22 protein-coding genes and 2 pseudogenes are annotated in these 21326 nt (G+C 56.3%); 21 read left to right on the top strand and 3 right to left on the bottom strand.

The genetic code is table 11. The features are described from left to right. The first annotated feature begins 88 nt into the window (after window positions 1-88). From ACQZ5M_RS14440 to ACQZ5M_RS14400, 9 genes are all read left to right on the top strand, one after another. Window positions 89-349: a pentapeptide MXKDX repeat protein gene (locus ACQZ5M_RS14440; RefSeq protein ID WP_449080098.1), complete on the top strand. Its 261-nt coding sequence runs from the start codon at window positions 89-91 to the stop codon at window positions 347-349. A gap of 78 nt (window positions 350-427) precedes the next feature. Then, window positions 428-1282 carry a cytochrome b/b6 domain-containing protein gene (locus ACQZ5M_RS14435; protein ID WP_296099931.1) on the top strand — a complete coding sequence of 285 codons (855 nt, stop codon included), beginning with the start codon at window positions 428-430 and terminating at the stop codon, window positions 1280-1282. Next, window positions 1279-2055, top strand: coding sequence for a molybdopterin-binding protein (locus tag ACQZ5M_RS14430; protein ID WP_449080097.1), 777 nt, complete (start codon window positions 1279-1281; stop codon window positions 2053-2055). Before ACQZ5M_RS14435 ends, ACQZ5M_RS14430 begins: the two co-directional genes overlap by 4 nt. A 91-nt stretch (window positions 2056-2146) precedes the next feature. Continuing rightward, window positions 2147-2764, top strand: coding sequence for a hypothetical protein (locus ACQZ5M_RS14425; protein WP_449080096.1), 618 nt, complete (start codon window positions 2147-2149; stop codon window positions 2762-2764). Between the two features lie 266 nt (window positions 2765-3030). Then, on the top strand, window positions 3031-3276 hold the full coding sequence (locus tag ACQZ5M_RS14420) for a hypothetical protein (protein ID WP_449080095.1): 246 nt from the start codon (window positions 3031-3033) through the stop codon (window positions 3274-3276). A 373-nt stretch (window positions 3277-3649) separates the two neighbouring features. Continuing rightward, complete coding sequence (locus ACQZ5M_RS14415; protein ID WP_296099929.1) at window positions 3650-4192, top strand: sigma-70 family RNA polymerase sigma factor; 543 nt, start codon at window positions 3650-3652, stop codon at window positions 4190-4192. Further along, window positions 4189-4896 carry an anti-sigma factor gene (locus ACQZ5M_RS14410; RefSeq protein WP_449080094.1) on the top strand — a complete coding sequence of 236 codons (708 nt, stop codon included), beginning with the start codon at window positions 4189-4191 and terminating at the stop codon, window positions 4894-4896. Before ACQZ5M_RS14415 ends, ACQZ5M_RS14410 begins: the two co-directional genes overlap by 4 nt. Before the next feature lie 132 nt (window positions 4897-5028). After that, the gene (locus ACQZ5M_RS14405) at window positions 5029-5382 is read left to right on the top strand and encodes a DoxX family protein (protein ID WP_449080093.1); all 354 of its coding nucleotides are present in this window, start codon (window positions 5029-5031) and stop codon (window positions 5380-5382) included. A gap of 131 nt (window positions 5383-5513) precedes the next feature. Further along, window positions 5514-6071 (top strand): fasciclin domain-containing protein, encoded by a 558-nt coding sequence (locus ACQZ5M_RS14400; protein WP_449080092.1) that lies wholly within the window; start codon window positions 5514-5516, stop codon window positions 6069-6071. Between the two features lie 228 nt (window positions 6072-6299). Here ACQZ5M_RS14400 and ACQZ5M_RS14395 read toward each other — a convergent pair. Together ACQZ5M_RS14395 and ACQZ5M_RS14390 are read right to left on the bottom strand one after the other, a co-directional pair. After that, window positions 6300-6425, bottom strand: a pseudogene (locus ACQZ5M_RS14395) (VapC toxin family PIN domain ribonuclease); the annotation flags it as partial. Between the two features lie 181 nt (window positions 6426-6606). Next, a pseudogene (locus ACQZ5M_RS14390) lies at window positions 6607-7037 on the bottom strand (Lrp/AsnC family transcriptional regulator); the annotation flags it as partial. 173 nt (window positions 7038-7210) lie between these two features. On the opposite strand from ACQZ5M_RS14390, the gene ACQZ5M_RS14385 reads away from it, so the two are divergent. Next, a complete protein-coding gene (locus ACQZ5M_RS14385; protein ID WP_449080091.1) occupies window positions 7211-7531 on the top strand; it encodes a hypothetical protein in 321 nt (106 codons plus the stop codon). A 419-nt stretch (window positions 7532-7950) separates the two neighbouring features. On the opposite strand, the gene ACQZ5M_RS14380 is transcribed toward ACQZ5M_RS14385, so the two are convergent. After that, window positions 7951-8391, bottom strand: coding sequence for an RbsD/FucU family protein (locus ACQZ5M_RS14380; protein WP_296083696.1), 441 nt, complete (start codon window positions 8389-8391; stop codon window positions 7951-7953). A gap of 357 nt (window positions 8392-8748) precedes the next feature. Between ACQZ5M_RS14380 and ACQZ5M_RS14375 the strand changes: the two genes are divergently transcribed. The 11 genes from ACQZ5M_RS14375 to ACQZ5M_RS14325 all read left to right on the top strand — a co-directional run bounded on the left by ACQZ5M_RS14375 (window position 8749) and on the right by ACQZ5M_RS14325 (window position 21288). Then, window positions 8749-9810, top strand: a complete 1062-nt coding sequence (locus tag ACQZ5M_RS14375) for an ABC transporter ATP-binding protein (RefSeq protein WP_449080147.1) — start codon at window positions 8749-8751, stop codon at window positions 9808-9810. Window positions 9811-9869: 59 nt separating this feature from the next. After that, entirely contained in the window at window positions 9870-11531 is a 1662-nt protein-coding gene (locus ACQZ5M_RS14370; RefSeq protein WP_449080090.1) for an ABC transporter substrate-binding protein, read from the top strand. Between the two features lie 100 nt (window positions 11532-11631). Next, complete coding sequence (locus ACQZ5M_RS14365) at window positions 11632-12747, top strand: carbohydrate ABC transporter permease (RefSeq protein WP_449080089.1); 1116 nt, start codon at window positions 11632-11634, stop codon at window positions 12745-12747. A 68-nt stretch (window positions 12748-12815) separates the two neighbouring features. Then, window positions 12816-13676 carry a carbohydrate ABC transporter permease gene (locus tag ACQZ5M_RS14360; protein ID WP_363315109.1) on the top strand — a complete coding sequence of 287 codons (861 nt, stop codon included), beginning with the start codon at window positions 12816-12818 and terminating at the stop codon, window positions 13674-13676. Between the two features lie 8 nt (window positions 13677-13684). Beyond that, window positions 13685-14605 carry a ribokinase gene (gene rbsK / locus ACQZ5M_RS14355; protein WP_449080088.1) on the top strand — a complete coding sequence of 307 codons (921 nt, stop codon included), beginning with the start codon at window positions 13685-13687 and terminating at the stop codon, window positions 14603-14605. A gap of 230 nt (window positions 14606-14835) precedes the next feature. Then, window positions 14836-15807, top strand: coding sequence for a sugar phosphate isomerase/epimerase family protein (locus tag ACQZ5M_RS14350; protein ID WP_296019075.1), 972 nt, complete (start codon window positions 14836-14838; stop codon window positions 15805-15807). A 77-nt stretch (window positions 15808-15884) separates the two neighbouring features. Beyond that, a complete protein-coding gene (locus tag ACQZ5M_RS14345; RefSeq protein WP_449080087.1) occupies window positions 15885-16949 on the top strand; it encodes a sugar ABC transporter substrate-binding protein in 1065 nt (354 codons plus the stop codon). A 62-nt stretch (window positions 16950-17011) separates the two neighbouring features. Beyond that, window positions 17012-18538 (top strand): sugar ABC transporter ATP-binding protein, encoded by a 1527-nt coding sequence (locus ACQZ5M_RS14340; RefSeq protein WP_296105063.1) that lies wholly within the window; start codon window positions 17012-17014, stop codon window positions 18536-18538. 16 nt (window positions 18539-18554) lie between these two features. Continuing rightward, entirely contained in the window at window positions 18555-19532 is a 978-nt protein-coding gene (locus ACQZ5M_RS14335) for an ABC transporter permease (protein ID WP_296036937.1), read from the top strand. Next, window positions 19529-20404: a MurR/RpiR family transcriptional regulator gene (locus tag ACQZ5M_RS14330; RefSeq protein ID WP_153312678.1), complete on the top strand. Its 876-nt coding sequence runs from the start codon at window positions 19529-19531 to the stop codon at window positions 20402-20404. Before ACQZ5M_RS14335 ends, ACQZ5M_RS14330 begins: the two co-directional genes overlap by 4 nt. After that, the gene (locus ACQZ5M_RS14325; RefSeq protein WP_296019060.1) at window positions 20401-21288 is read left to right on the top strand and encodes a ribokinase; all 888 of its coding nucleotides are present in this window, start codon (window positions 20401-20403) and stop codon (window positions 21286-21288) included. Before ACQZ5M_RS14330 ends, ACQZ5M_RS14325 begins: the two co-directional genes overlap by 4 nt. Window positions 21289-21326 lie beyond the last annotated feature (38 nt).

Here is a 21326-nt window from a genome sequence, read left to right as displayed (position 1 = left end):
CTGTTACCAACTCCCGCCTTCCGCGAATGAGCCTGATGTGAACCTTCGGCGCAACCACGCGGCGAGCACATCAAACGGGAGACGCATCATGACTATTCGTTCCTTCACTGTTGCCATCGGCGCCGTCATTCTTGGTCTTTCATTTGCGGCGGGCATCGCCGAGGCTCAGTCCTCCGACGCAATGAAAAAGACCGATACCATGAAGATGGATACGATGAAGAAGGACACCATAAAGACCGATAGCATGAAGATGGCCGGCAACAAGACAGACTGTATGCACAAGGCCGGCATGGAAAAGGACTCGATGAAAAAGTCCAACATGATGAAGAAATGCGACGCGATGAAATGATCCTGTCCGCCCCCTCGAAACGCAACTTTTGCGGGGGCGGTTTCGTATCGACGATAACGCTGGCGCTCGAGGGAAATTATGGATGCGACCGCACAACCCGTCACTGGAAAACGAATTCTCATCAGGCGACACAGTCTGACCGTACGCCTATCGCACTGGTTGAACGTTCTGTTCATGACTGTGCTGCTGTTTAGCGGACTGCAAATCTTCAACGCGCATCCGGCTCTCTATTGGGGTCAATATGGCGCCGATGACGACCCGGCCTTCATTGCCATGGACGCGGTGCAGGACGGCGACCGGGTCAAGGGCATGACACACATCGGCGACGTCTCCTTTGAGACGACCGGTTTCCTGGGCGTGTCCAATGTCGATGGGGAGCTTACGGCCCGCGGCTTTCCCGCCTGGCTGACGTTGCCGAGCTATCAGGATCTCGCCACCGGTCGGCGGTGGCACTTTTTCTTTGCCTGGCTCTTCGTCATCAACGGACTGATTTATATTGCCTATGGTTTCATTGCCCGTCATTTCCATCGGGACCTTTTGCCTAGGCGCGGTGAACTCGCGGTACCGCATCTCGTCCAAGAGGTGGTTGATCATGCTCGTTTGCGCTTTCCGAAGGGCGAAAAAGCGCGTCACTACAATGCTCTGCAGAAGCTCACCTATCTTCTGGTCATCTTTTTTCTGCTTCCCTTGATGATTGCGACTGGTTTGACAATGTCACCGGGCTTCAATGCCTTCGCGCCCTGGCTTCTGGATCTGTTCGGCGGTCGACAGTCGGCCCGGACACTGCATTTCATCACAGCCAGCGCACTGATCGCCTTTGTCGTCATTCACATCGTGATGGTTCTGGTCTCCGGCGTATTGAACAATATGCGCTCGATGATCACCGGACGTTATGTCATCATCGAAGAGCCGGAAGGGGAGTTCAAGCCATGAGCCGCCTCATTACCCGTCGCCGTTTCCTGATCGGATCAACGCTTACCGCATCCGCACTCGGTCTGAGTGGCTGCGATGCGCTTGTCCAAAACGATAAGGTCCAGAAAACCCTGAAACTCGCCGAGGGCCTGACGAAGCGTGCGCAGCGCTTGCTGATCGGCGACAACACCCTGGCGCGCGAGTATACGCTCGCGGACATCTCGCCAAGTTTTCGCGCCAACGGCACAAGCATGCCCGAGGGCGCGCAATATCAGCAATTGTTGTCGACGCAATTTTCGCAGTGGCAGTTGGAGGTCGGTGGCCTCGTCGAGCGCCCAACCAAATTCCCCCTTGCAACCCTGAAGGCAATGCCGGCACGCAGCCAGATCACACGCCACGACTGCGTCGAAGGCTGGAGCGCGATCGGTCAGTGGACAGGTGTGCCGCTCGCTGCCGTTCTGGACAAGGTCGGCCTCAAGCCGGAAGCGCGTTATATCGTCTTTCACTGTGCCGACGAATACGAAAAGACCCTGGATGGCAGCGGCTGGTTTTACGAGAGCATCGATCTTGTTGACGCTTTTCATCCTCAAACCATTCTCGCCCATTCCATGAACGGAAGAGATCTCGAAGTCGCGCATGGCGCGCCGCTACGGCTGAGGGTCGAGCGGCAGCTTGGTTACAAGCAAGCGAAATATCTGATGCGCATCGAGGCCGTCGCAGATTTCTCCAATCTCTACGGCGGAAATGGCGGCTTCTGGGAGGATCGCGGCTACGAGTGGTATGCCGGAATATAGGTCGAAATCCAGATTTCCATAGCTAGCGGATTTTTCAGCCCGCCTCCGCCGGTTGTTCAGCAGACAGGGTTTGAAACACAAAGGAAGCACAATGTTCTCAACCTCAAAAACAGGTTTTACCCTTTTCGCCGGCGCGCTGGTTGCGTTGACGCTCGGCGGAGGCGCCAAGGCCGCCGATCAGGTTCGTGTCCGTGGCACCGTCGAAAGCCTTCAGGGCAACATCTTGTCCGTTAAAACGCGTGAAGGCAGCAGCGCAAAGATCATGCTGAAGGATGGCTGGAAGGTCTCCGGCGTCGCCAAGGCATCGGTTGACGATATCAAGCCAGGTGACTTCGTCGGTATCGCATCACTGCCAACGGCGAGCGGCGGCGATGGCGCTTTGGAAGTGCTGATCTTTCCTGCAGCGATGAAAGGCACAGGCGAGGGGAGCTACGCCTGGGACCTGAAGCCAAACAGCTCGATGACCAATGCGACTGTTGCCGACGCCGTAAAGTCGGTTGACGGTCATGCGGTGACCGTGAGCTACAAGGGGAAGGAAAAGAAGATCACCATTCCGGATGGCACGCCGGTTGTCACTTTTGCCAATGCTGTGGAAACCGACATCAAGCCTGGCGCAACCGTTTTCGTATCCTCCGAAAAGGCAGACGACGGTTCGATGTCGAGCGGTCGTGTGGTTGTCGGCACGAATGGTGTCGTTCCGCCGATGTGAGCGGAGGAAACCGCCTCAGGTAGACAGAGACCGTCGGGCGATAAAGGCCGGCGGTCGAAACATGCCAAAAGGGCGGAGCACTTGGCTCGATATTCACGTAAGCTTGGCAAGCTTCGCCGTCCGGAGAGCGATGAAGGCTCACGGGACTGGTCCTCGCCGAGCCGCCGTCGGCGAAGCGCGCGCAGAAGCGATCGCCTGACCCGACCATAAGCGGCCGTATATCGCCTCGCTTCGGCCATGCGAAAGACCGTCTATCGGCGAGTCCGGTGCGGGCCGTGGAAGAATTTACAGAAACCAAAGGGAAAATTGAGGAAGGCGAGCGGTCGCTGAAACTAATGGTTCGCCGCGTTCGTAACTGGTCGGAAAGCAAGGCCTTAACGTGGGCGCGAAAGGTCGCGCAAGGCGCTCAGGATGAAAACGCGCTGCTGAACTGTCGCGTGATTGCTCTGCTTCGGAATCGCATGGGGCAGTATCGGCTGGAGGCCATGGCAATGTCGGAGTTGACCACATGAGGACCTGTCCCATTGACCATCTTGCCACGCTCATGGTGGTCGTCGCGATCGGCTTCTTCCGGTTAAGCAGCATGGAGAGCCGCTTTCGCTCCTTGCCATTTGATCGATCGCGCAACACTCAGGAGCCTTTCGACGATGCTGACGCGCGGGGGCTGATCGGGAGAACTCTTCTCTCGACAGTTACGGCAGGATCCCGTCTCTGGCTCATCCGACGCCAGTTGAGAACCTTGGATGCGTCGCGATGAGCAATATTCGCGCCAATAGTCGATCGTGGACTGACAGAAGCAGCGTCTTTGTCGGGTTTACCGCCCGTCGCTCCTTGTTTTTTCCAGAAGCCAACCGCTATAAGGTTGGGGTGGCAAGGTTTTCTTCAATGCAAAGCAACGACATCGAAGTTTTGATCAATCGTGTCGCGATGGGAGACCGCGCCGCCTTTGTTACACTTTACAAGGCGACTAGCCCAAAATTGATGGGCGTATGTTTGCGCATCCTCAAAAATCGCAGCGATGCTGAAGAGGCGCTGCAAGAAATATACGTCAAGATCTGGCAACGCGCGAAAACCTTCGCGACTGGACATAGCGGTCCGTTTGCATGGCTTGCGACAATCGCGCGCAACCACGCGATCGATACGATCCGCGCCCGCAAACCTGTTTCCGATGATCTCGACGCAGCATATGATCTTGCCGATGACACAACCCCGAACCCAGAGCAGCGCATGGGTATCGTCGATGATGGCCGCAGGATCGACAGATGCATGGCAGAGCTCGATCCGGCACATGCCAACGCAGTTCGTCGCGCCTATGTCGAGGGCCTGAGCTATATCGAACTTGCAGACGATCTGCGGGTCCCGCTGAATACGGTGCGCACGTGGCTGCGCCGTAGTCTCCTGAAGCTTAAGGAGTGCATCCAGCGATGACGCGTGATCCTGGCTCAAGCGAGCACTCAAAAGACGAAATCCTGGCAGGCGAATATGTCTTGGGTGTTCTGTCCATCGAAGAAAGAAGGATGGTCGAGCGCCGCATGGCCGGCGATGAGGCGTTTTCGCAAATCGTTGCGCGCTGGCAGGCCGACATGGAGTCCTTCAATCAGGACTACGACGAAGTAACGCCTCGCGCCGCCGTGCTGGAACAGCTTGAACAGCGCCTCTTCGCAGCACCGCTGACGAGTAACGCCAGCCTTTGGAATTCAATGGCTTTCTGGCGTTGGCTTTCGCTCGGCACCTCCATAGCCGCTGCTGCCGCCCTGATCTATGCATCGGGTATCGCGTCGCCACCTTCTCGGGATGGTAAGCTGGTTGCGGAACTCTCGGCACCCAGTAATTCCGTCAACATGCTGGCGTCCTACGATGCCGAAAGCGGGCGAATGCGCATCGTACCTGTCGCCGCAGGGCGCCCGCAGGAGAAATCGCTGGAGCTCTGGCTTGTTCCTGGGCAAGGAGATCCCTTCTCGCTAGGCATATTGCCGGCAGATACCGGCGGAGAACTGGTCATTCCATCGGACCTGCGTGATCGTCTGGGTGGGGGCGCAACGCTTGCAGTATCGCTGGAACCGTTCGGCGGCTCGCCCACAGGCAAGCCGACCGGAGCGATCGTGGCGAGCGGCACGGCAAGAAGCCTCTAAGCTTTCGCTTTCCGGAGCGATGCGCTGCGCGATGGCCCAAGGCACTTATTTGGAGGGGAGATGGGATACTCCGTGGCTGCTTCTCTGAGGACGGAAGCTTGCCGGCGCAAATGCGCGACAGGGCTCGCCTGCTTGTATGGCTTCGTCGGCACGATGCACCTTCTGTGGCCGAAGCCATTTCTGAAAATCACGCCGGATTGGGTTCCGTCGCCGCATTTGGTGATTTTGCTGACAGGGCTTTGCGAAATCGCTGGTGCGTTGGGGATCGTAACCGCACGACTTCAGCGGGCCGCAGGCATTGGTCTGGCGCTTTATGCGGTCTGCGTTTTTCCGGCGAATATCAAACACGCCATCGATGCGCTTTCTAGTGACCCGTCGGTGTGGGAGTGGATCTACCACCTTTTGCGCTTACCCCTCCAGCCCGTCCTGATATGGTTGCCTTTGTTTGCTGGCCGCGTGGTGAGGTGGCCACAGCAAGAGAGATGATCGTGTAAAATAATTCGACGGCCCTGAAACTTCTTCTCAAGCCTTTCCGTAACCTCCTTGTCCCGGAAGAGGGAAGCCGACCCTTAGGAGATGCAGCCTTGCATCTGGGTGATCGGCCAGGAGGAATCACCATGTTCAAGCTCGCAATCCGTTTCGCAGCCTGTGCCACCGCAATCGCGATCGCTGCTGGCAGCGCATACGCAGCCAATCCCAAGGTCGGCGGCGCCGCGATGTACGAAGACAAAAACATCGTGGAAAACGCGATGAATTCGAAGGACCACACGACGCTTGTCGCCGCCGTCAAGGCAGCCGGCCTGGTCGAGACGCTGCAAGGGAAGGGGCCATTTACCGTGTTCGCCCCGACAAATGAAGCGTTTGCAGCTCTTCCCAAGGGAACCGTCGACACACTCCTGAAGCCTGAGAACAAGGCACAGTTGACCAAGGTCCTGACCTGCCACGTCGTCGCAGCCAATACCATGTCAACGGCGATCGAGAAGATGATCAAGGACGACAAGGGCACGCATGATGTCAAGACCGTCGGCGGCTGCGTTTTGAAGGCCAAGGAAAGCATGGGCAAGATTACGCTGACCGATGAAAACGGCAATGTCGCGCATGTCACGATCGCCGACGTGAAGCAGTCGAACGGCGTCATTCACGTCATCGATAAGGTGCTTCTGCCAAAGATGTAATTTGCGTCTTTCAATTGAGATAAAGCCGGACAAGAAACCGGCTTTATTTTCATTGAGGCAGGCCTGGAGCAGGCTTGCGTTAATTAGCTAAACAGCAAACCGTCCAGCAATGCGTCAAGTTTTCCTCGGCACGATCGACTTGTCCGATTTCGCTTATCTTTTGTCGACGGGGGCAACAAGATGGTCGGTGGTTCGATTCGGTTCAAGAGCATAAAGCTGCTGGTCGTTTTATATTCCGGTGTGCCGGAGAGGATTGATAATTTCGACCCCGTGAAAAACTCGCTCATTGTCGGTCACGACAATACAGCCATTGGACAGGGCAATAGCTGCGACAATCGTGTCTAAAGCAGCTTTTGTTTACGCCCTCCTATGATGGTCCTATGTCGCTCGACCTAGCTAACATTCTTCAGGCAACATAACGGTCAGTTCGATCTTCCAGAGTGCCTTGTGCCCGTCGACGTTAAACAGAACGATCGGCTTGCGCGCTTGATCGGTGTGAGTCGCAGTCCACGCTTCTGATCAAGCCCGACCTTTTGTCGCGATCTACGTCCCGTCTCAAAACAAAGTAGGTAGTGATATCATCGACGTATTCGTCGACCGCTATTAAATCGCGCACACGATTCATACCGTCGATGGTGCTAGCTTCGATCTCGACGATCATGTCCAAGTCGCCGCTGACCGAAGATACTCGTCGCACCTCGATGCACCGAGCCAGTGCATCTAGAAATTTTAAGGCAGGTGTCCTTTTCAGCTTTAATAAGAGAACCGCTCGTATGACATTCGCGTCAACTTCGCCTATGTCCGCCCTGTACCCGCGAATAACGCCAGACCTCTCTAGATGCTTATCCTCTCGCTGGTGGCACTACGCGACAGTCCTACACGCCCTGCAAGTGCCTTTACCGCAATGCGGGCTTCTCTCGACAAGATGGTAAGTATCTGACGGTCTATCGAATCCAAATCTTTCATTACCTGTCCCCTTGCTACCGGACAAATGCCGGTAGGTGCCGACACTTTGTTGGCGAGGCCGACCGCATGCTTGGTGCCCTATTTTTATGTTCGTGCCAAGCTGCGTCACATCCTCCAATTGGCCGCGTTGGTTACATTGACGCAGACGACATTGCAGAGCGGCTGCTAGCGCCATGCTTGAAGATAAATCCTGGAGCCGTGATTTTACCCTAACCGGCCCCGAAACCCGCTCCTACACAGAAACTGCGTCCAAGCTCAGTAGTATTCTTGATCGCCCCATTCGATATGTGAAGCTCAGCGTTGAACAACTGGCCGAGCGACATCGCGCTGGTGGCTTGAATAGAGACTATGCGGAACTGCTTGCTTCTATGGACAAGTGGATCGAGGAGGGGCACGAAGACCGCCTTACCGATGGGGTGTTGACCCTGACGCAACAAGCGCCGACACCTGCAGATGCTTTTATACGAGCCAACATCAAGAGCTGGCTGTCTTGATCTCCTCACTTTGAGGCGGTCGTTGTCGACCATTTGCCAAAAACAAAGCCCAGCGCAAAAAGGTGAAGACGCGAAGAATGGCGACGTCCGCTCTCGCCCTTCGATCTTCAGCGGTGGACAGTCCTTATTGCTGGCGTCCAAATATTTCCGTCGGAACAGATGCTTAATCTGCCCCCGACGGCTCGGATCCCCTTCAAGGCGTTAAGTACGGTTCTCAATTCGGGGCTCGAGTTCATCTCTGACGACATTTGTTACCGGGCATATGATTTTTGTTGTGCACCAAAATATTAAGGGGGAGATAGATGATCTTTAGCGCGGGACCGAATTCCGTGTTCGTTGCAATCGGATCCAAAGCCTTGCTGGTTGATCGACGAAAAGCAAAATCAATTCCCCAATCGATTTTGCCCGCTTGCCAGAAATTACACGACACCCTTACTGAAAATGAAGCAGCCATATGGACCCGGATCAGAGGTGCGCACGATGGCGAATGAGGCTTTCGCTTCATCGTAGAAAGCGAAACGCTCCAGCGCTTCAATTCTCACCGGTCGCCCTTCCGCATTGTCGACAACCGACTGCATCACCGCGAAAATTGGAACTTGCCCGTCTGGGTCGCCAACGACCTGCATCCGTTTCACAGGAGAGTCGACGAATGTGTCGAGCGGGAAAAGCTTCAGGATGGCTTGCGCCGCATGCTCAAGGCCGCAGCCGGAAACATCGATCAGACGCCCATACGTCGTTTGGTGCGCGATGGTTTGTGCAGGATGGTTGATGTCGCATAAGACCAACTGATCGCCATGGCCCATGAGCATCAGGGCATGGATCAGCTCAGCGTTAATTATAGGGTCAATCCCTTTGAGCACTGCTTTCTCCTCCCAGAAACTGCAGAGTTATTCTTCACGAAATACAACATATTTGTAATGTCCGCAATTAGCCGGTGACCAAAGTGATACGAGTAGCGGTACAGAAACAAACCACAGAACGCGCTCTTCCGCCAGAGGGTGACTTATTGAAGTCAGTTTTTGCCGTAGCCATGAAAATCGGAAAAATTTACGGCGGCCTAATTTACAAAAATATTTATATGTGTGAAGTTCACGGGACGGATGTGTCCTCCCAAGGATAGCATATCGATGGCAGGTACGGCTGACAGGCTGTACTCGCCCATTGGCTGGGAGGCGCAGAGTCGCGGGGAGTGCGACGCCGGTGGAGGAGAACAGCTATTGGCATCGATGAACATCGTCAATGTCGGGAAAGCCTATGGAAGCCTGACAGTGATCCATGGCGTTACCGTTGAAATACCTGACGGCGAATTTGTCGTTTTGGTGGGGCCGTCCGGCTGCGGAAAATCGACCCTGCTGCGGATGGTCGCTGGGCTTGAGCCGATCACTTTTGGGGATATCCAGATCGACGGAAAAGTGGTCAACGACCTGCCTCCGAAGGATCGCGATATTGCCATGGTGTTTCAGAGCTATGCGCTCTATCCGCACAAGACAGTCGCGGAGAACATGGGCTTCGCGCTAAAAATGCGTGGAGAGGCCAAGGCGAGTATCGATTCCCGCGTCCGTACGGCGGCAGAGATACTCGATCTTACACCTTATCTGGCCCGTTACCCCCGCCAGCTTTCCGGTGGCCAGCGCCAGCGTGTGGCTATGGGGCGAGCGATTGTTCGCGATCCCAAAGTTTTTCTCTTCGATGAGCCATTATCCAACCTCGATGCCAAGCTGCGCGTGCAGATGCGGGCTGAAATCAAGGAATTGCAGCGACGTTTGGCAACGACCATGATCTATGTGACGCATGATCAAGTGGAGGCCATGACCATGGCCGACCGTATTGTCGTGCTGCGAGACGGGCGCGTGGAACAGATCGGTTCGCCGCTGACGCTTTATGATAAGCCCGCAAATACCTTCGTTGCCGGTTTCATCGGTTCTCCATCCATGAACCTCATCAAAGGCCATATTCGCAATGCCGCTGAACCCTATTTCGAAACGGATGATGGCATTCGCTTGCCCCTATCAAGCGCGCCTGCCGGCTCTGATGGAAGGCCTGCCTTTTATGGTATCCGGCCAGAGCATTTCACCCTTGGCGGAACTGTCAGCGCGCAGGTGACGGTAGTGGAATCGACTGGCTCGGAAACGCAAGTCTTTGCCAAGCTTGGTCAGCAGAAGATCATCGGCGTGTTTCGCGAGCGCGTTGAAGAGCCCGCGGGCGGCACGATTGCAATGACGCCGAATGTCGCGCTGGTCCATCTTTTCGATGGGGAAAGCGGATTGAGGCTGGAGTGAATCTGGTCGTCGCCGTCAGGAGAAAAGCGACGATAGCAAATCAACGGGAGGAGAACCGCATGAAAGTCAGTGATTTCGAGAGAATGATGGCTATCGGCCTGAGCCGCCGTGCCATCTTGAAGACCGGTGCGAGCCTGGGTGCCGTGGCAGCTGCGAGCAGTGTGATGGGTCCGTTTGGAGCAGCTTATGCGCAGGACGCATCCTTGCGCAGTCAGATATTGCAGGTGCCGGGCGTCGGCAAGGGGTCTCCAACTGATGCTGACTGGCAGAAGGTCGGCGAAATGTGTCTGGAGGCGACGAAGAAAAACGTCAAACAGGGCGAATTTGCCGGTGTCGAGCTTTCCTTCATGGGCCTCAACAACCAGAACCTTCACAATGTTCTGTTTCGCGGCTTTCTGAAGCCTTGGGAAGAGTACACAGGTGCCAAGATTACCTGGATCGATCTGGCGCAGGCGGATTATAATCCGCGTCTGCAACAGGCCATCGCCACCGGCACAGTCGATTTCGACATCCTCGAGATGGGTGCGCCGTTCGAGGGTGATGTTTGCGGCAAGGGGCTGGCCTCCGAGATGCCGGATTGGGTCAAGGCCCAGATCGATATGGACGACTATGTCGATTATCTGAAAGCGCCCGTAGGCACATGGGATGGCAAGACCTACCGCGTGTCTGTCGATGGCGACTGCCACAACTTCAATTATCGCACCGATTACTTCACCGATGCTGATCTTGCCAAAGCCTGGAAGGACGAGGGCCACGAGGGCGAGTGGGGCGTGCCGAAAACATGGCAGAAGGTGCAGGAAGTCACCAAATTCCTCAAGGGCAAGACCGTCGCTGGCGGTGATGCTCTTGGCTATCTCGATGCGCCAAAGGCCTGGGGTGGTTTCGGCTTCTACTTCCTCAGCAGCCGTGCGACGGCATATGCCAAGCATCCGGATGACAAGGCTTGGCTGTTTGACGCTGACACGATGAAACCGCGCATCAACAATCCTGCCTGGGTTCGTGCCATTCAGGACGTTATCGATGCTCTGCCATCTGAAGCGGGCGACCAGCTAAATGCCGATCCCGGCACCACGGCCTTCCAGCAGTTTCTTGCTGGAACCGGCTCGATGGTCTCGTGGTGGGGTGATGTCGGTGCTGCCGCACGCACCAGCGATAGTTCTGTTGTGGGCGACACCATTGGTTTCGATATCCTGCCGGGTTCTGACGATGTCTATAATTCGAAAACCGGCAAATGGGAGAAGTTGGCGAGCGGTCCGAACCACGCCCCGAACATGGCCTATCTCGGGTGGGGCGTTTACGTCATGTCGCGGGTCGACAGCGATGAGAAAAAGAAAAAGGCGGCCTGGAGCGCGGCAGCCCATCTGGGTGGCAAGGACATCGCGCTTTGGACGGCGGCCTATCCATCCGGCTTCCAGTGCTATCGCAAGAGCCAGTTCGACATCAAGGAATGGGTGACGGCGGGTTATGACGAGGCGTTCATCTCGAACTACCTCGCCTCGCAGTCCAACTCCTACAATCACCCCAACGCTGCCATCGAGCCGCGTATTCCCGGTATCTTCCAATATTACAGCATCGCGGAAGATGAGCTTGCCAAGGTGTTTGCCGGACAGGCCAGCGCTCAGGCCGGAGCGGACGCCATCGCTGCGGCGTGGGAAAAGCTGACGGATCAGCTCGGGCGCGACAAGCAGATTGCACTTTACAAGGCCTCGCTCGGGGCATGATGCGTGGTGCAAATCTTTAGTTTGCAATTGCTCAGGCGGTTGGTTTTGCCGCCTGAGTCGCCAAGTCTTCCGTTCGGCTTACCAGCCCAGAGGTCTGCTCATGTCGCATACGATCACGCAAACCATCAGCCCTGTGCAGCGGACCGTCGTTCCACCAAGCTCCGCGCGGCGTGGAAAGCTGTTGCTCATGGCCGCGACGGTGCTGCTCTTTGGCGCCCTTCTTGCGCAGATAGCTGACGCAGCCGGCATCACGACGTTTGGTTTCGTCAGCTGGCAACCATTGCTGTTTGCCTACATCATATGGGCTGCAGCGCTTTGCGCGGCGCAAGTCATGATCCGCGGGGAGGCGGGGCAGCGCGCAGCTTTCGTTTTGCCAGCCGTTCTCTTCACTGTGGCCATGGTGGTTTTTCCCACGGTCTTCGGCCTCTATATCGCTTTTACCGACTGGAATCTGAGCGCTGTGGCGGGCCGCCGTTTCAACGGGCTTGATAATCTGAGAACACTGTTTGCAGATCGCTACTTCTGGAACGCGCTGCTGAACATGGTCTATTATGTTCTGTCGGTTCTGGTGCAATATGCCATCGCCTTCGGGCTCGCATTGTTGCTGAACGCGGAGATCAAAGCGCGTAAATTCTTTCGTGTCGCGTTCCTGCTGCCGTTGATGTTGAGCCCCGTTGCCGTGAGCTGGATGATCGGCAAATCGTTGATGGAGTATCGTTTCGGCCCAGCGGCGACGCTTGCGCGCAACCTCGGTTGGGACAATCCGGCATTCTTCTCGACGCCATGGTTGGCGCGGACTTCGATCATGGCCATGGATGCCTGGGTCTCCATCCCCTTCATGATGATCCTGCTGCTTGCGGGGCTTCAGGCCTTGCCCTCCGAAATCAAGGAAGCGGCGAAGGTGGATGGAGCGTCCGGTTGGCAGAGCTTCAAGGAAATCACCTTTCCGCTGATGCTGCCTGTGAGCATAACGGTCATTATTCTGCGTATCATTTTTCAGCTGAAGCTGGCCGATATCGTCATCAACGTAACTGCAGGTGGACCGGGCGGAGCGACAGATACCGTTTCCAGTTTCATCTTCCGTGAATACCGAGACCGCTCCAATGTCGGCTACGGCACCATGCTTGCGGAATTCTATCTCGTCATCATCATCATTTTCGTCGCGCTTATCCTGAAAGGGGCGAGCCGCTGGATGCAACGGGACAATCGAGGCTGAAGCCCATGGCACCACATGTTGAAACGTCCACCCCGCGATTAAGCTTTTGGTCCCGCCGACCGCAGTTCATGACCAGCAGTCTGCTGATTTATGCTGCTTTGGTGTTCTGGGCTTTCGTGTCGCTATTTCCAATATACTGGACCATCACAACGTCCTTCAAGACGGCAGTCAATGTGACGCAAGGGCATCTCATTCCTTTCGTTGACTTTACGCCGGATTGGAAAGGCTGGCGCTCACTGGGTCTTTCTCCCGATACGATCTTCGCGCAATCGACGGTTCGTGACGAATTTATTCGCCGCTTTCTTAACAGTATCGTAGCCTCGGCCGGCGCATCGTTTCTGGCGGTATTGATCGGCTCGCTGGCGGCCTACGGCCTCAGCCGCTTTTCCTACAAATTTCTCTGGATGAAGAATAAGGATATTTCCTTCTTCTTCTTGTCTCAACTCATACTGCCGCCTGTCGTTTTGGCGATGCCATTTCTGGTTCTCTACAAACATCTGATGCTGCTCGACACGCTGGTCGGCCTTATCCTCGTCTATACGCTGATGGTGCTGCCCATCGTCATATGGATCATGCGCGATCAGTTCGACACGATACCTGTCGAACTTGAGCAGGCAGCACTGGTGGATGGTTGTTCGATCTGGGGTGCATTTCTGCGCATCGTTCTGCCCATCGCCTTGCCCGGCATGGTTGCGGCCTTCATCCTTTCCGTAATTCTGTGCTGGAACGAGTATTTCTTCGCCGCGCTGCTAACGAGCTCGAACGCCAAGACCCTACCGGTGATGGTGGCCAGCCAAACAGGGTCACAGGGCATCAACTGGTGGTCGATGGCGGCGATTGCTACGGCGGCCATAATGCCGCTCGTTCTCGTCGGCATCTTCCTTGAGCGCTACATCGTGAAGGGCCTCACCGCAGGCGCCGTAAAATGAGGTCTGGAATGAAGTCAGGCGTTTCCATTCTCGGTATTTTCGTTGCTGATACCGCCTATCTTGCGCCCCGCATGCCTGCTGTGGGCGAAACCATTACTGGCAGCGGCTTTGCAGTCGGTCCGGGCGGCAAAGGTTCCAACCAGGCCGTTGCCGCGGCGCGTGCCGGTGCGCAGGTGTCTTTCATTTCCAAGATTGGCCGCGACACATTTGGCGATCTGGCCCTGAAGACATATGAAGAGGCCGGCGTGACGGCAAAGCTGACGGTTATGGACGATCAGCCGACCGGTGCCGCTTTCATCTACGTCAACGACAGCACCGGCGACAATGCCATTATCGTTTATGCGGGAGCAGCAGGAACGATCGGTGTTGGCGATGTGGAAGCGGCACGCGACACAATTGCGCAATCCAACGTTTTCGTCACCCAGCTAGAACAGCCTGTGGAGGCCGCGCGGCATGCCTTGGAAATTGCGCGCAACGCCAGTGTCACAACGATTTTCAACCCCGCACCAGCGGAGGCCTTCCCGGAGGACGTCTACCGCCTTTGTGACTTCATTATTCCGAACGAGACGGAAGCTGCCGCGCTTGTCGGCTTTCCAATCGATACGCTTGATGATGCCAAGCGCGCTGGTGAAATTTTTCTGTCTCGCGGCGTTGGCGCGGCCATCATCACGCTTGGCGCGCGGGGCGTGTTGTTTCATGCGCCGGGCCAATCCGTTCATGTGCCTGCCGTCTCCTGCGGTCCGGCCATCGATACGACCGGCGCGGGGGATGCATTCGTGGGTGGATTTGCGGCTTCCCTTTCGCGTGGTGCAGAGCCGCTCTGGGCGGTGCGGCTCGGTTGCGCGACCGCCGGTATTGCCGTGACCCGGCGTGGGACGGCCCCAGCAATGCCGATGCTTGCCGAAATCGAAGCAGTGATGGCGCGCTGACGCCATCAGATTTGGCCGCGCACCCCGCGGCCTTTCTTATCATGTCGGGCCACCATAGTTGCAAAAAGCTTCGCGGCTGATTTCGCGCGTCCTGACGCACGGATTAACGTCAAAAAACGCGACCTCCGACACGAATTGATGCTATGCACAACATATATAGCTTTACAAAATAGAATTAATTTGTGAAGTTGCGTCAACAACGACTGAAGTGAGCAAGACCAGTGACCCAATTGAAATTCGCCACCCGATTGAATTCCTTCGCCTCGAAGCCTGCTGCCGAGTGGCCTGATATTTCCGGCAAGCCGACCATGTTGCAGATGGCAAAGCGTGCTGCGAAGGTAGATGGTTTGACGGATCTAGATCTGAATTATCCCGACCATGTTGCGGATGATCCAGCGCTTCTTGCGCGCCAGATAGGCGATCTGGGGCTTGCGATTAATGGCTTTGCCATGCGCTACTATACCAATCCGGCGTTCAAGATCGGTGCCTTCACCAACCCGGACGCAGCTGTGCGCCGGGAAGCGATCGATCTCACGAAGAAGGGTATCGACGCTGCGCGTGCCGCTGGCAGCAACCTGATGACGCTGTGGCTGGGGCAGGATGGCTTCGATTACGCCTTCCAGGCTGACTACCACACTCTGTGGCAACACGAGATTGACGGAATCCGTGAAGTTTGCGCTCATGATCCGGATTGCCTCATCAGCATCGAATACAAGCCCAACGAGCCTCGTTCCTACAGCCTTATGCCAGATTGCGCGACCACGCTGCTGGCCATCAAGGATGTTGACATGCCCAACCTGGGTGTGACGCTCGACTTTGCTCATGTGCTTTATGCCGACGAGCAGCCTGCTTTCGCTGCAGCCCTGATTGCCCGCTACAGCCGCGTTCTCGGCGTTCACCTCAATGACGGTTACGCCAAGCGTGACGACGGCCTGATGGTGGGTGCCGTGCATACCCAGCAGACGATCGAGCTTCTGCGCCAGATCCGCAAGGACGGTTATGATGGCGCGATCTATTTCGACACCTTCCCTGACATGACCGGCCTCGACCCGGTTCACGAATGCGAAGTCAACATTCAGACCGTCAAGCGGATGCTGAAAGTGGTGGATCGTATCGAGCAGGACAATCGCCTGTCCGGTGCCGTTGAGCGTCAGGATGCCGTTTCCGCGCAGGCCGTCATTCAGGAACTGATGCTCGGCTGATCTGCACACGAAAATCCAAAACCCCGTCACAACGCATGCCGAAGGCATGCGGACACATTCCATCTGGGAGGAAACCGATGAAGACCTTTTTGAAGACAACACTCGCTGCCGGGCTTGCCGCCAGCTTCCTGTTCAGCGCAGCCTTTGCGCAGGAACTTGCGCCGCTGAATTCCGATACGGAAAAGGATCGCATGGACTGGTCTCAATTGGAAGCCAAGCTCGGGCCTTTCCCGAAACTACCTGAGGGCACCAAGGCAGGTGCAGTGTCCAAGACGCTGACCAATGAATATTGGCGCTCGCTGGGTCTGGGATATGAAGCTTTCGGCAAGAAGGTCGGCGTTCCCGTCGCCTATCAGGCCGCACAGAGCGAAGGCGACCAACTGGGTCAGCTCACCATTGCCGAAGGCATGATCACGCAGGGCTACAATGTTTTGCTCGTTTCGCCGCAGACGGATGCCAATCTCCAGCCGGTTATAGAGCAGGCCAAGGCCGCCAATATTCCTGTCGTCAACGTCAACGATGCCGTCATTCCGCAGGCTGAACATTATGTTGGCAACGTCCAGCGTGACAACGGTGTGCGCGTGGCCAAATGGTTTATCGAGAACCGTCCGCAGGGCGGCAAGGTTGCCATTGTCGAAGGTCAGGCCGGTGTTTACGCTGCCGTGCAGCGCACGGACGGTTTCAAATCCACAATTACGAAAAACGACAAGTTCCAGGTCGTTGCCAGCGTTCCCGGCAACTGGGATCGCCAGACATCTTATGATGCTGCCACCAACATCCTCAACCAGCATCCTGATCTGATTGGTTTCTACGCCAACAACGACGGCATGGCGCTTGGCATCGTTGAAGCTGTCAAGGCTGCGGGCCTTGCTGGCAAGGTCGCAGTCTTCGGCACGGATGGCATTTCCGATGCCTATGCCTCCATCAAGGCGGGTGAACTGACGGGTACCGTTGACAGCTTCCCAGTTCTGACCGGCGAAGTTGCGCTTGAGACAGCGCTTCGTCTGGTGGCCGGACAGAAACTGCCCCGCGTTGTCTCCACGCCGCAGGCTCTCATCACCAAAGACAATCTTAGCCGCTATCAGGGCCAGGGCATCGATGTGCGCGCCGTGCTGATGGAAGACGCCAAGCCTGCCAAGTGATCAATGCTCAAGGAGGTGCCGACCATACCCGGCATCTCCCCATCCAGCCTGAGAGGTGGAACATGACGCCACGACTGAGATTCGAGACGATTTCCAAGAGCTTTCCCGGCGTCAACGCGCTGACGGACGTTTCGTTTGACGTCGCTCCCGGCGAAATCCATGGACTTCTCGGTGAAAACGGCGCCGGCAAATCCACGCTTTTGCGCATTCTGTCGGGTGTGTTTCGCCCGACATCAGGCACCGTCTTCGTTGATGGGGAGGCTGTCGCCTTCAAGAAGCCGATGGATGCGCGTGCCGCCGGCATCGCCATGATACACCAGGAACTTCAGCAGGTGCCGCACCTGAGTGTTGCCCAGAATATGTTTCTCGGACATTCGCTGACGCATATGGGCGGCATGTTCGTGTCCCGCCGCGAACAGGAAGCCCGCGCAGCCGAAGCTCTTGCGAAGATCGATAAAACAATCGACCCCTCGGCACCAATATCGTCGCTGAAGGTCGCTCAGCGCCAGATCGTTGAAATTGGTCGCGCGCTTCTCGACAAGGCGAAGGTCATCGCCATGGACGAGCCGACATCGAGCCTGACCCCCAGCGAGTTCGATCGTCTGGCCGAGGTCATCGCCAGCCTGTCGCAAAGCGGCGTTTCTATTATTTATGTGTCGCACAAGATGGATGAGGTATTCCGCATCTGCCAGCGCTCCAGCATTATGCGCGATGGCAAGTTGGTGGACATTGTCGATCTTGCCAAGGTTTCGGAAACCGACGTGATCGCGAAGATGGTCGGTCGCGAATTGATGCAGGAAGAGCATAATTCCTTCGTCAAGGATACCGTCAAGCTAGAGGCTAGAAACCTCTCTTCGGCCACAAGAATTCGCGATGTGTCCTTCACCTTGCGTAAGGGCGAAGTTCTCGGCATTGCCGGGCTAGTCGGCTCTGGCCGCACGGAGCTTTTGCGTCTGCTGGCGGGTGTAGACCGCCTGAGCGCAGGATCGATCAGCATCGACGGCAAGGAGCAGAGCTTCGCCAACCCGCGCGACGCGATCGCTGCCGGTATCGGGCTGGTGCCGGAAGAGCGCAAGCGTGAGGGCATCATTCCCTTGCGTCCCGTATCCAGCAATATGGCGCTGGCCTCCCTCAGTCGTTTTTCGTCCGGCGGTATGATCAACAATGCCAAGCTTCGCACGACCGCGAAGGATTTGCTGAAGCGTGTCAATCTTCGCCCCTTCCAGTTGGATCGCCCGATCCGCTTGTTTAGCGGTGGCAATCAGCAAAAGGCGATTATCGCGCGCTGGCTGGCGGCCAAGTCGCAAATCCTGCTGTTTGATGAACCGACCCGCGGGATCGATGTCGGCGCCAAGTCGGAAATCTATCATCTGATCGAAGACCTCGCCCGCGAGGGGCGTTCCATCATCGTCGTCTCTTCCGAACTCCCGGAAGTCATCCGTCTGTCTGATCGTGTACTGGTGATGCGCGAGGGGCGGATCGCCGCGACCATTGAACGTGATCAACTAAGCGAAAGCGCGATTGTCGCGCATGCCATTCCAGGGGCGAATGCCGATGCGGATGAGGCGCGCGTTGCGCGACCCGTGTGAACCTACAGGACAAGTCATGACCAGCACTTCCAATGCTCCCGCAACCTCCGCTCCGGCTTTCCGCCGCTTCTCGTTTTCTCTGCGCGATGCGGGGACGCTGATCGGCCTCATCGTCATTATGGCGGTGTTTGCCGCACTGGTTCCGGGCTTCATTTCCGAGAGAAACCTCGTCAACATTCTCCAGCAGTCCAGCATCAATGCCTGCCTGGCGCTTGGAATGACGCTCGTCATCATCTCCGGTGGCATCGACCTCTCGGTTGGCCCAACGGCTGCGATCTCGGCGGTTATCACCGCCAGCCTGCTCGTCGCGGGCACACCGATACCGTTGGCGATCCTCGCGGGCCTCGGCGTGGGCTTGCTTTGCGGCTTTATCAACGGCGCGCTCGTTGCCTATGTCGGCCTGCAACCCTTTATCGTCACACTCGGCACGCTCAGCACCTACCGCGCTATCGCCCTGATCTACACGGGCGGCAATCCCGTTCTCGGTATTCCCGCAGGGTTCCGCTCCCTGTTTAATGGTACTCTCTTCGGCATTCCAACCCCTATTTTGATCGTCGCTGTCGTGGCTATTGCTGCATGGATTCTGCTCAAGAAGACACCGATTGGCGAATATCTGATGGCAGTTGGCGGCAATGAAGAGGCGGCTTATGTCGCCGGTGTTCCCATCGCGCGCACCAAAATCACGGCCTATGTGATTTCCGGTGTCTTGGCTTCACTTGCCTCGCTCATCCTCATCGGTCGCCTTGGCGCAGCTGAACCCATTCTTGGTAATCTGTGGGAGCTGGATGCCATCGCGGCAGCGGCTATCGGCGGCGCATCGCTTATGGGCGGCAAGGGCAGCATTCTCGGTACTATTCTGGGCGCGATCATCTTGGGGGCAATGCGCAATGGTTTGACGTTGATGAATGTTCAGGCCTTCTACCAACTGCTCGCCACTGGTCTTATAATCCTCGTTGCCATGATGATTGATCGTGCGACAAGGGGAAGAGAATGAATTCCGAAAGCTTCGACACTAAGGCCGTCGGCCCACGCATCCGCATGATGATGCCATTGCTGACGCCACTCGAAGCGAAGGTTGTCGACACCGTGTTCGCCATGCGTGATTTCAGCGACGATACGTCGCTGAAACAGATTGCAGACGATGCCGGTGTTTCTGAAGCGATGGTGGTCAAGATCACTAAGAAACTCGGCTTTGCCGGTTATCGTGATTTTCGCACGGCAGTCAGCCAGTATAACCGCCAGCCGACCGCGGAAATGCATCAGGAACTTTCTGTAGATGATACGTCCATGGAGATTGTGCAGAAGGTTTTCCGCACTTCCATCAATGCACTGGAGGAAACACTTTCCATTCTGGATATGGTTGCCTTCGATAAGGCCGCCGACCTTATACACAGTGCAAAGCATAGGGACTTTTACGGTGTGGGCGGTTCGGCGCAGATCGCACGGGACGTCGCGCATAAATTTCTGCGTATTGGCGTGCGTGCCAGCGTGGTTGACGACGTGCACATGATGCTGATGTCGGCAGCCCTGTTGTCTGAGGGCGATATCGCCGTTGGCTTTTCTCATTCTGGCAACACGACGGCGATTATCGAAGGACTTCAAGTCGCCAAGCGAAATGGCGCGAAAACCATCGCAGTCACCAACTACAACTCATCTGCCTTGGCGCAAGCCGCAGATGTCGTCCTCTGTTCTACAGCGCAGGGTTCTCCACTGATGGGCGAAAATGCAGCTGCCCGAATTGCACAGTTGAATATCCTCGATGCCGTGTTCATGGCGGTTGCGCAACGCGACTACCAATCGGCTGAACGAAATCTTGACCGGACCATGTCTGCCGTCAAATCCAAACGGAAAGATAAACCTTCATGACATCCTTGCCTCTCGTCACCGTTTTCGGCAGTCTGCACTACGATATTGCCGTCATGGGGCCATCACGGCCACGGAAAGGCGAGACGGTGACCGGAACGTCATGGCATCCCAAAAGCGGCGGCAAGGGCGGCAATCAGGCAGTTTCGGCAGCCCGCACAGGCGTGGCCACTTCGATGATCGGAGCCGTCGCTGATGATGATTTCGGGCATTTCCTGCTTGCCAATCTGAAACGCAAAGGTGTCGATCATCGCTTCGTTCGGCGCGACGCCTCCCGATCAACGGGAATGAGTGTTGCAATCTTTGACGAGGAGGGCGATTACGGTGCCGTTATTGTCTCGGGTAGCAATCTAACCCTCGGTGAAGCCGATGTAACTGCGGCACATGAACTGCTGTCCAGGACGACGCTGCTCGTCCTTCAGAACGAAATTCCTGATGCGGCCAATGTCGTTGGTGCAAGGGCCGTTAAGCAGGCCGGTGGGCGTGTTCTGATCAATGCTGCCCCCGCCAGAGCTCTCTCCATCGACATTCAGCCGCTCATCGATATACTCGTCGTCAACGCTATCGAGGCAGAAATGCTGGCGGGTGTTCCTGTAGTTGAGACACTCGAAGGCGCTTTGGAGGCTGCACGAAAGCTGGCGAAAATCTACCCAGAAGTAGTCGTCACTGCTGGTGGTTCAGGCGTCGCCTATGTCAGTCAAGATGGGAACGAAATTGCCATCGAAGCTGTGAAGGTGGATGTCGAAAGCACACATGGTGCAGGCGATGAATTCATAGGTGTTCTGGCCGCAAAAATTGCATCAGGTGAAACTATGAACGACGCTCTTCACAGTGCAAATGCCGCCGCGGCAACGCTTGTCGCTACCCCTGAATCCCAAAGAGTCTAGGCGAGTCCATAGCCGGCTTAGACAACGCGTTTCATACC

The organism is Rhizobium sp. 22-785-1 (assembly GCF_053521965.1).
The sequence above is the reverse complement of the archived record's forward strand: the minus strand, read 5'-3'. Positions and strand labels throughout refer to the sequence as shown.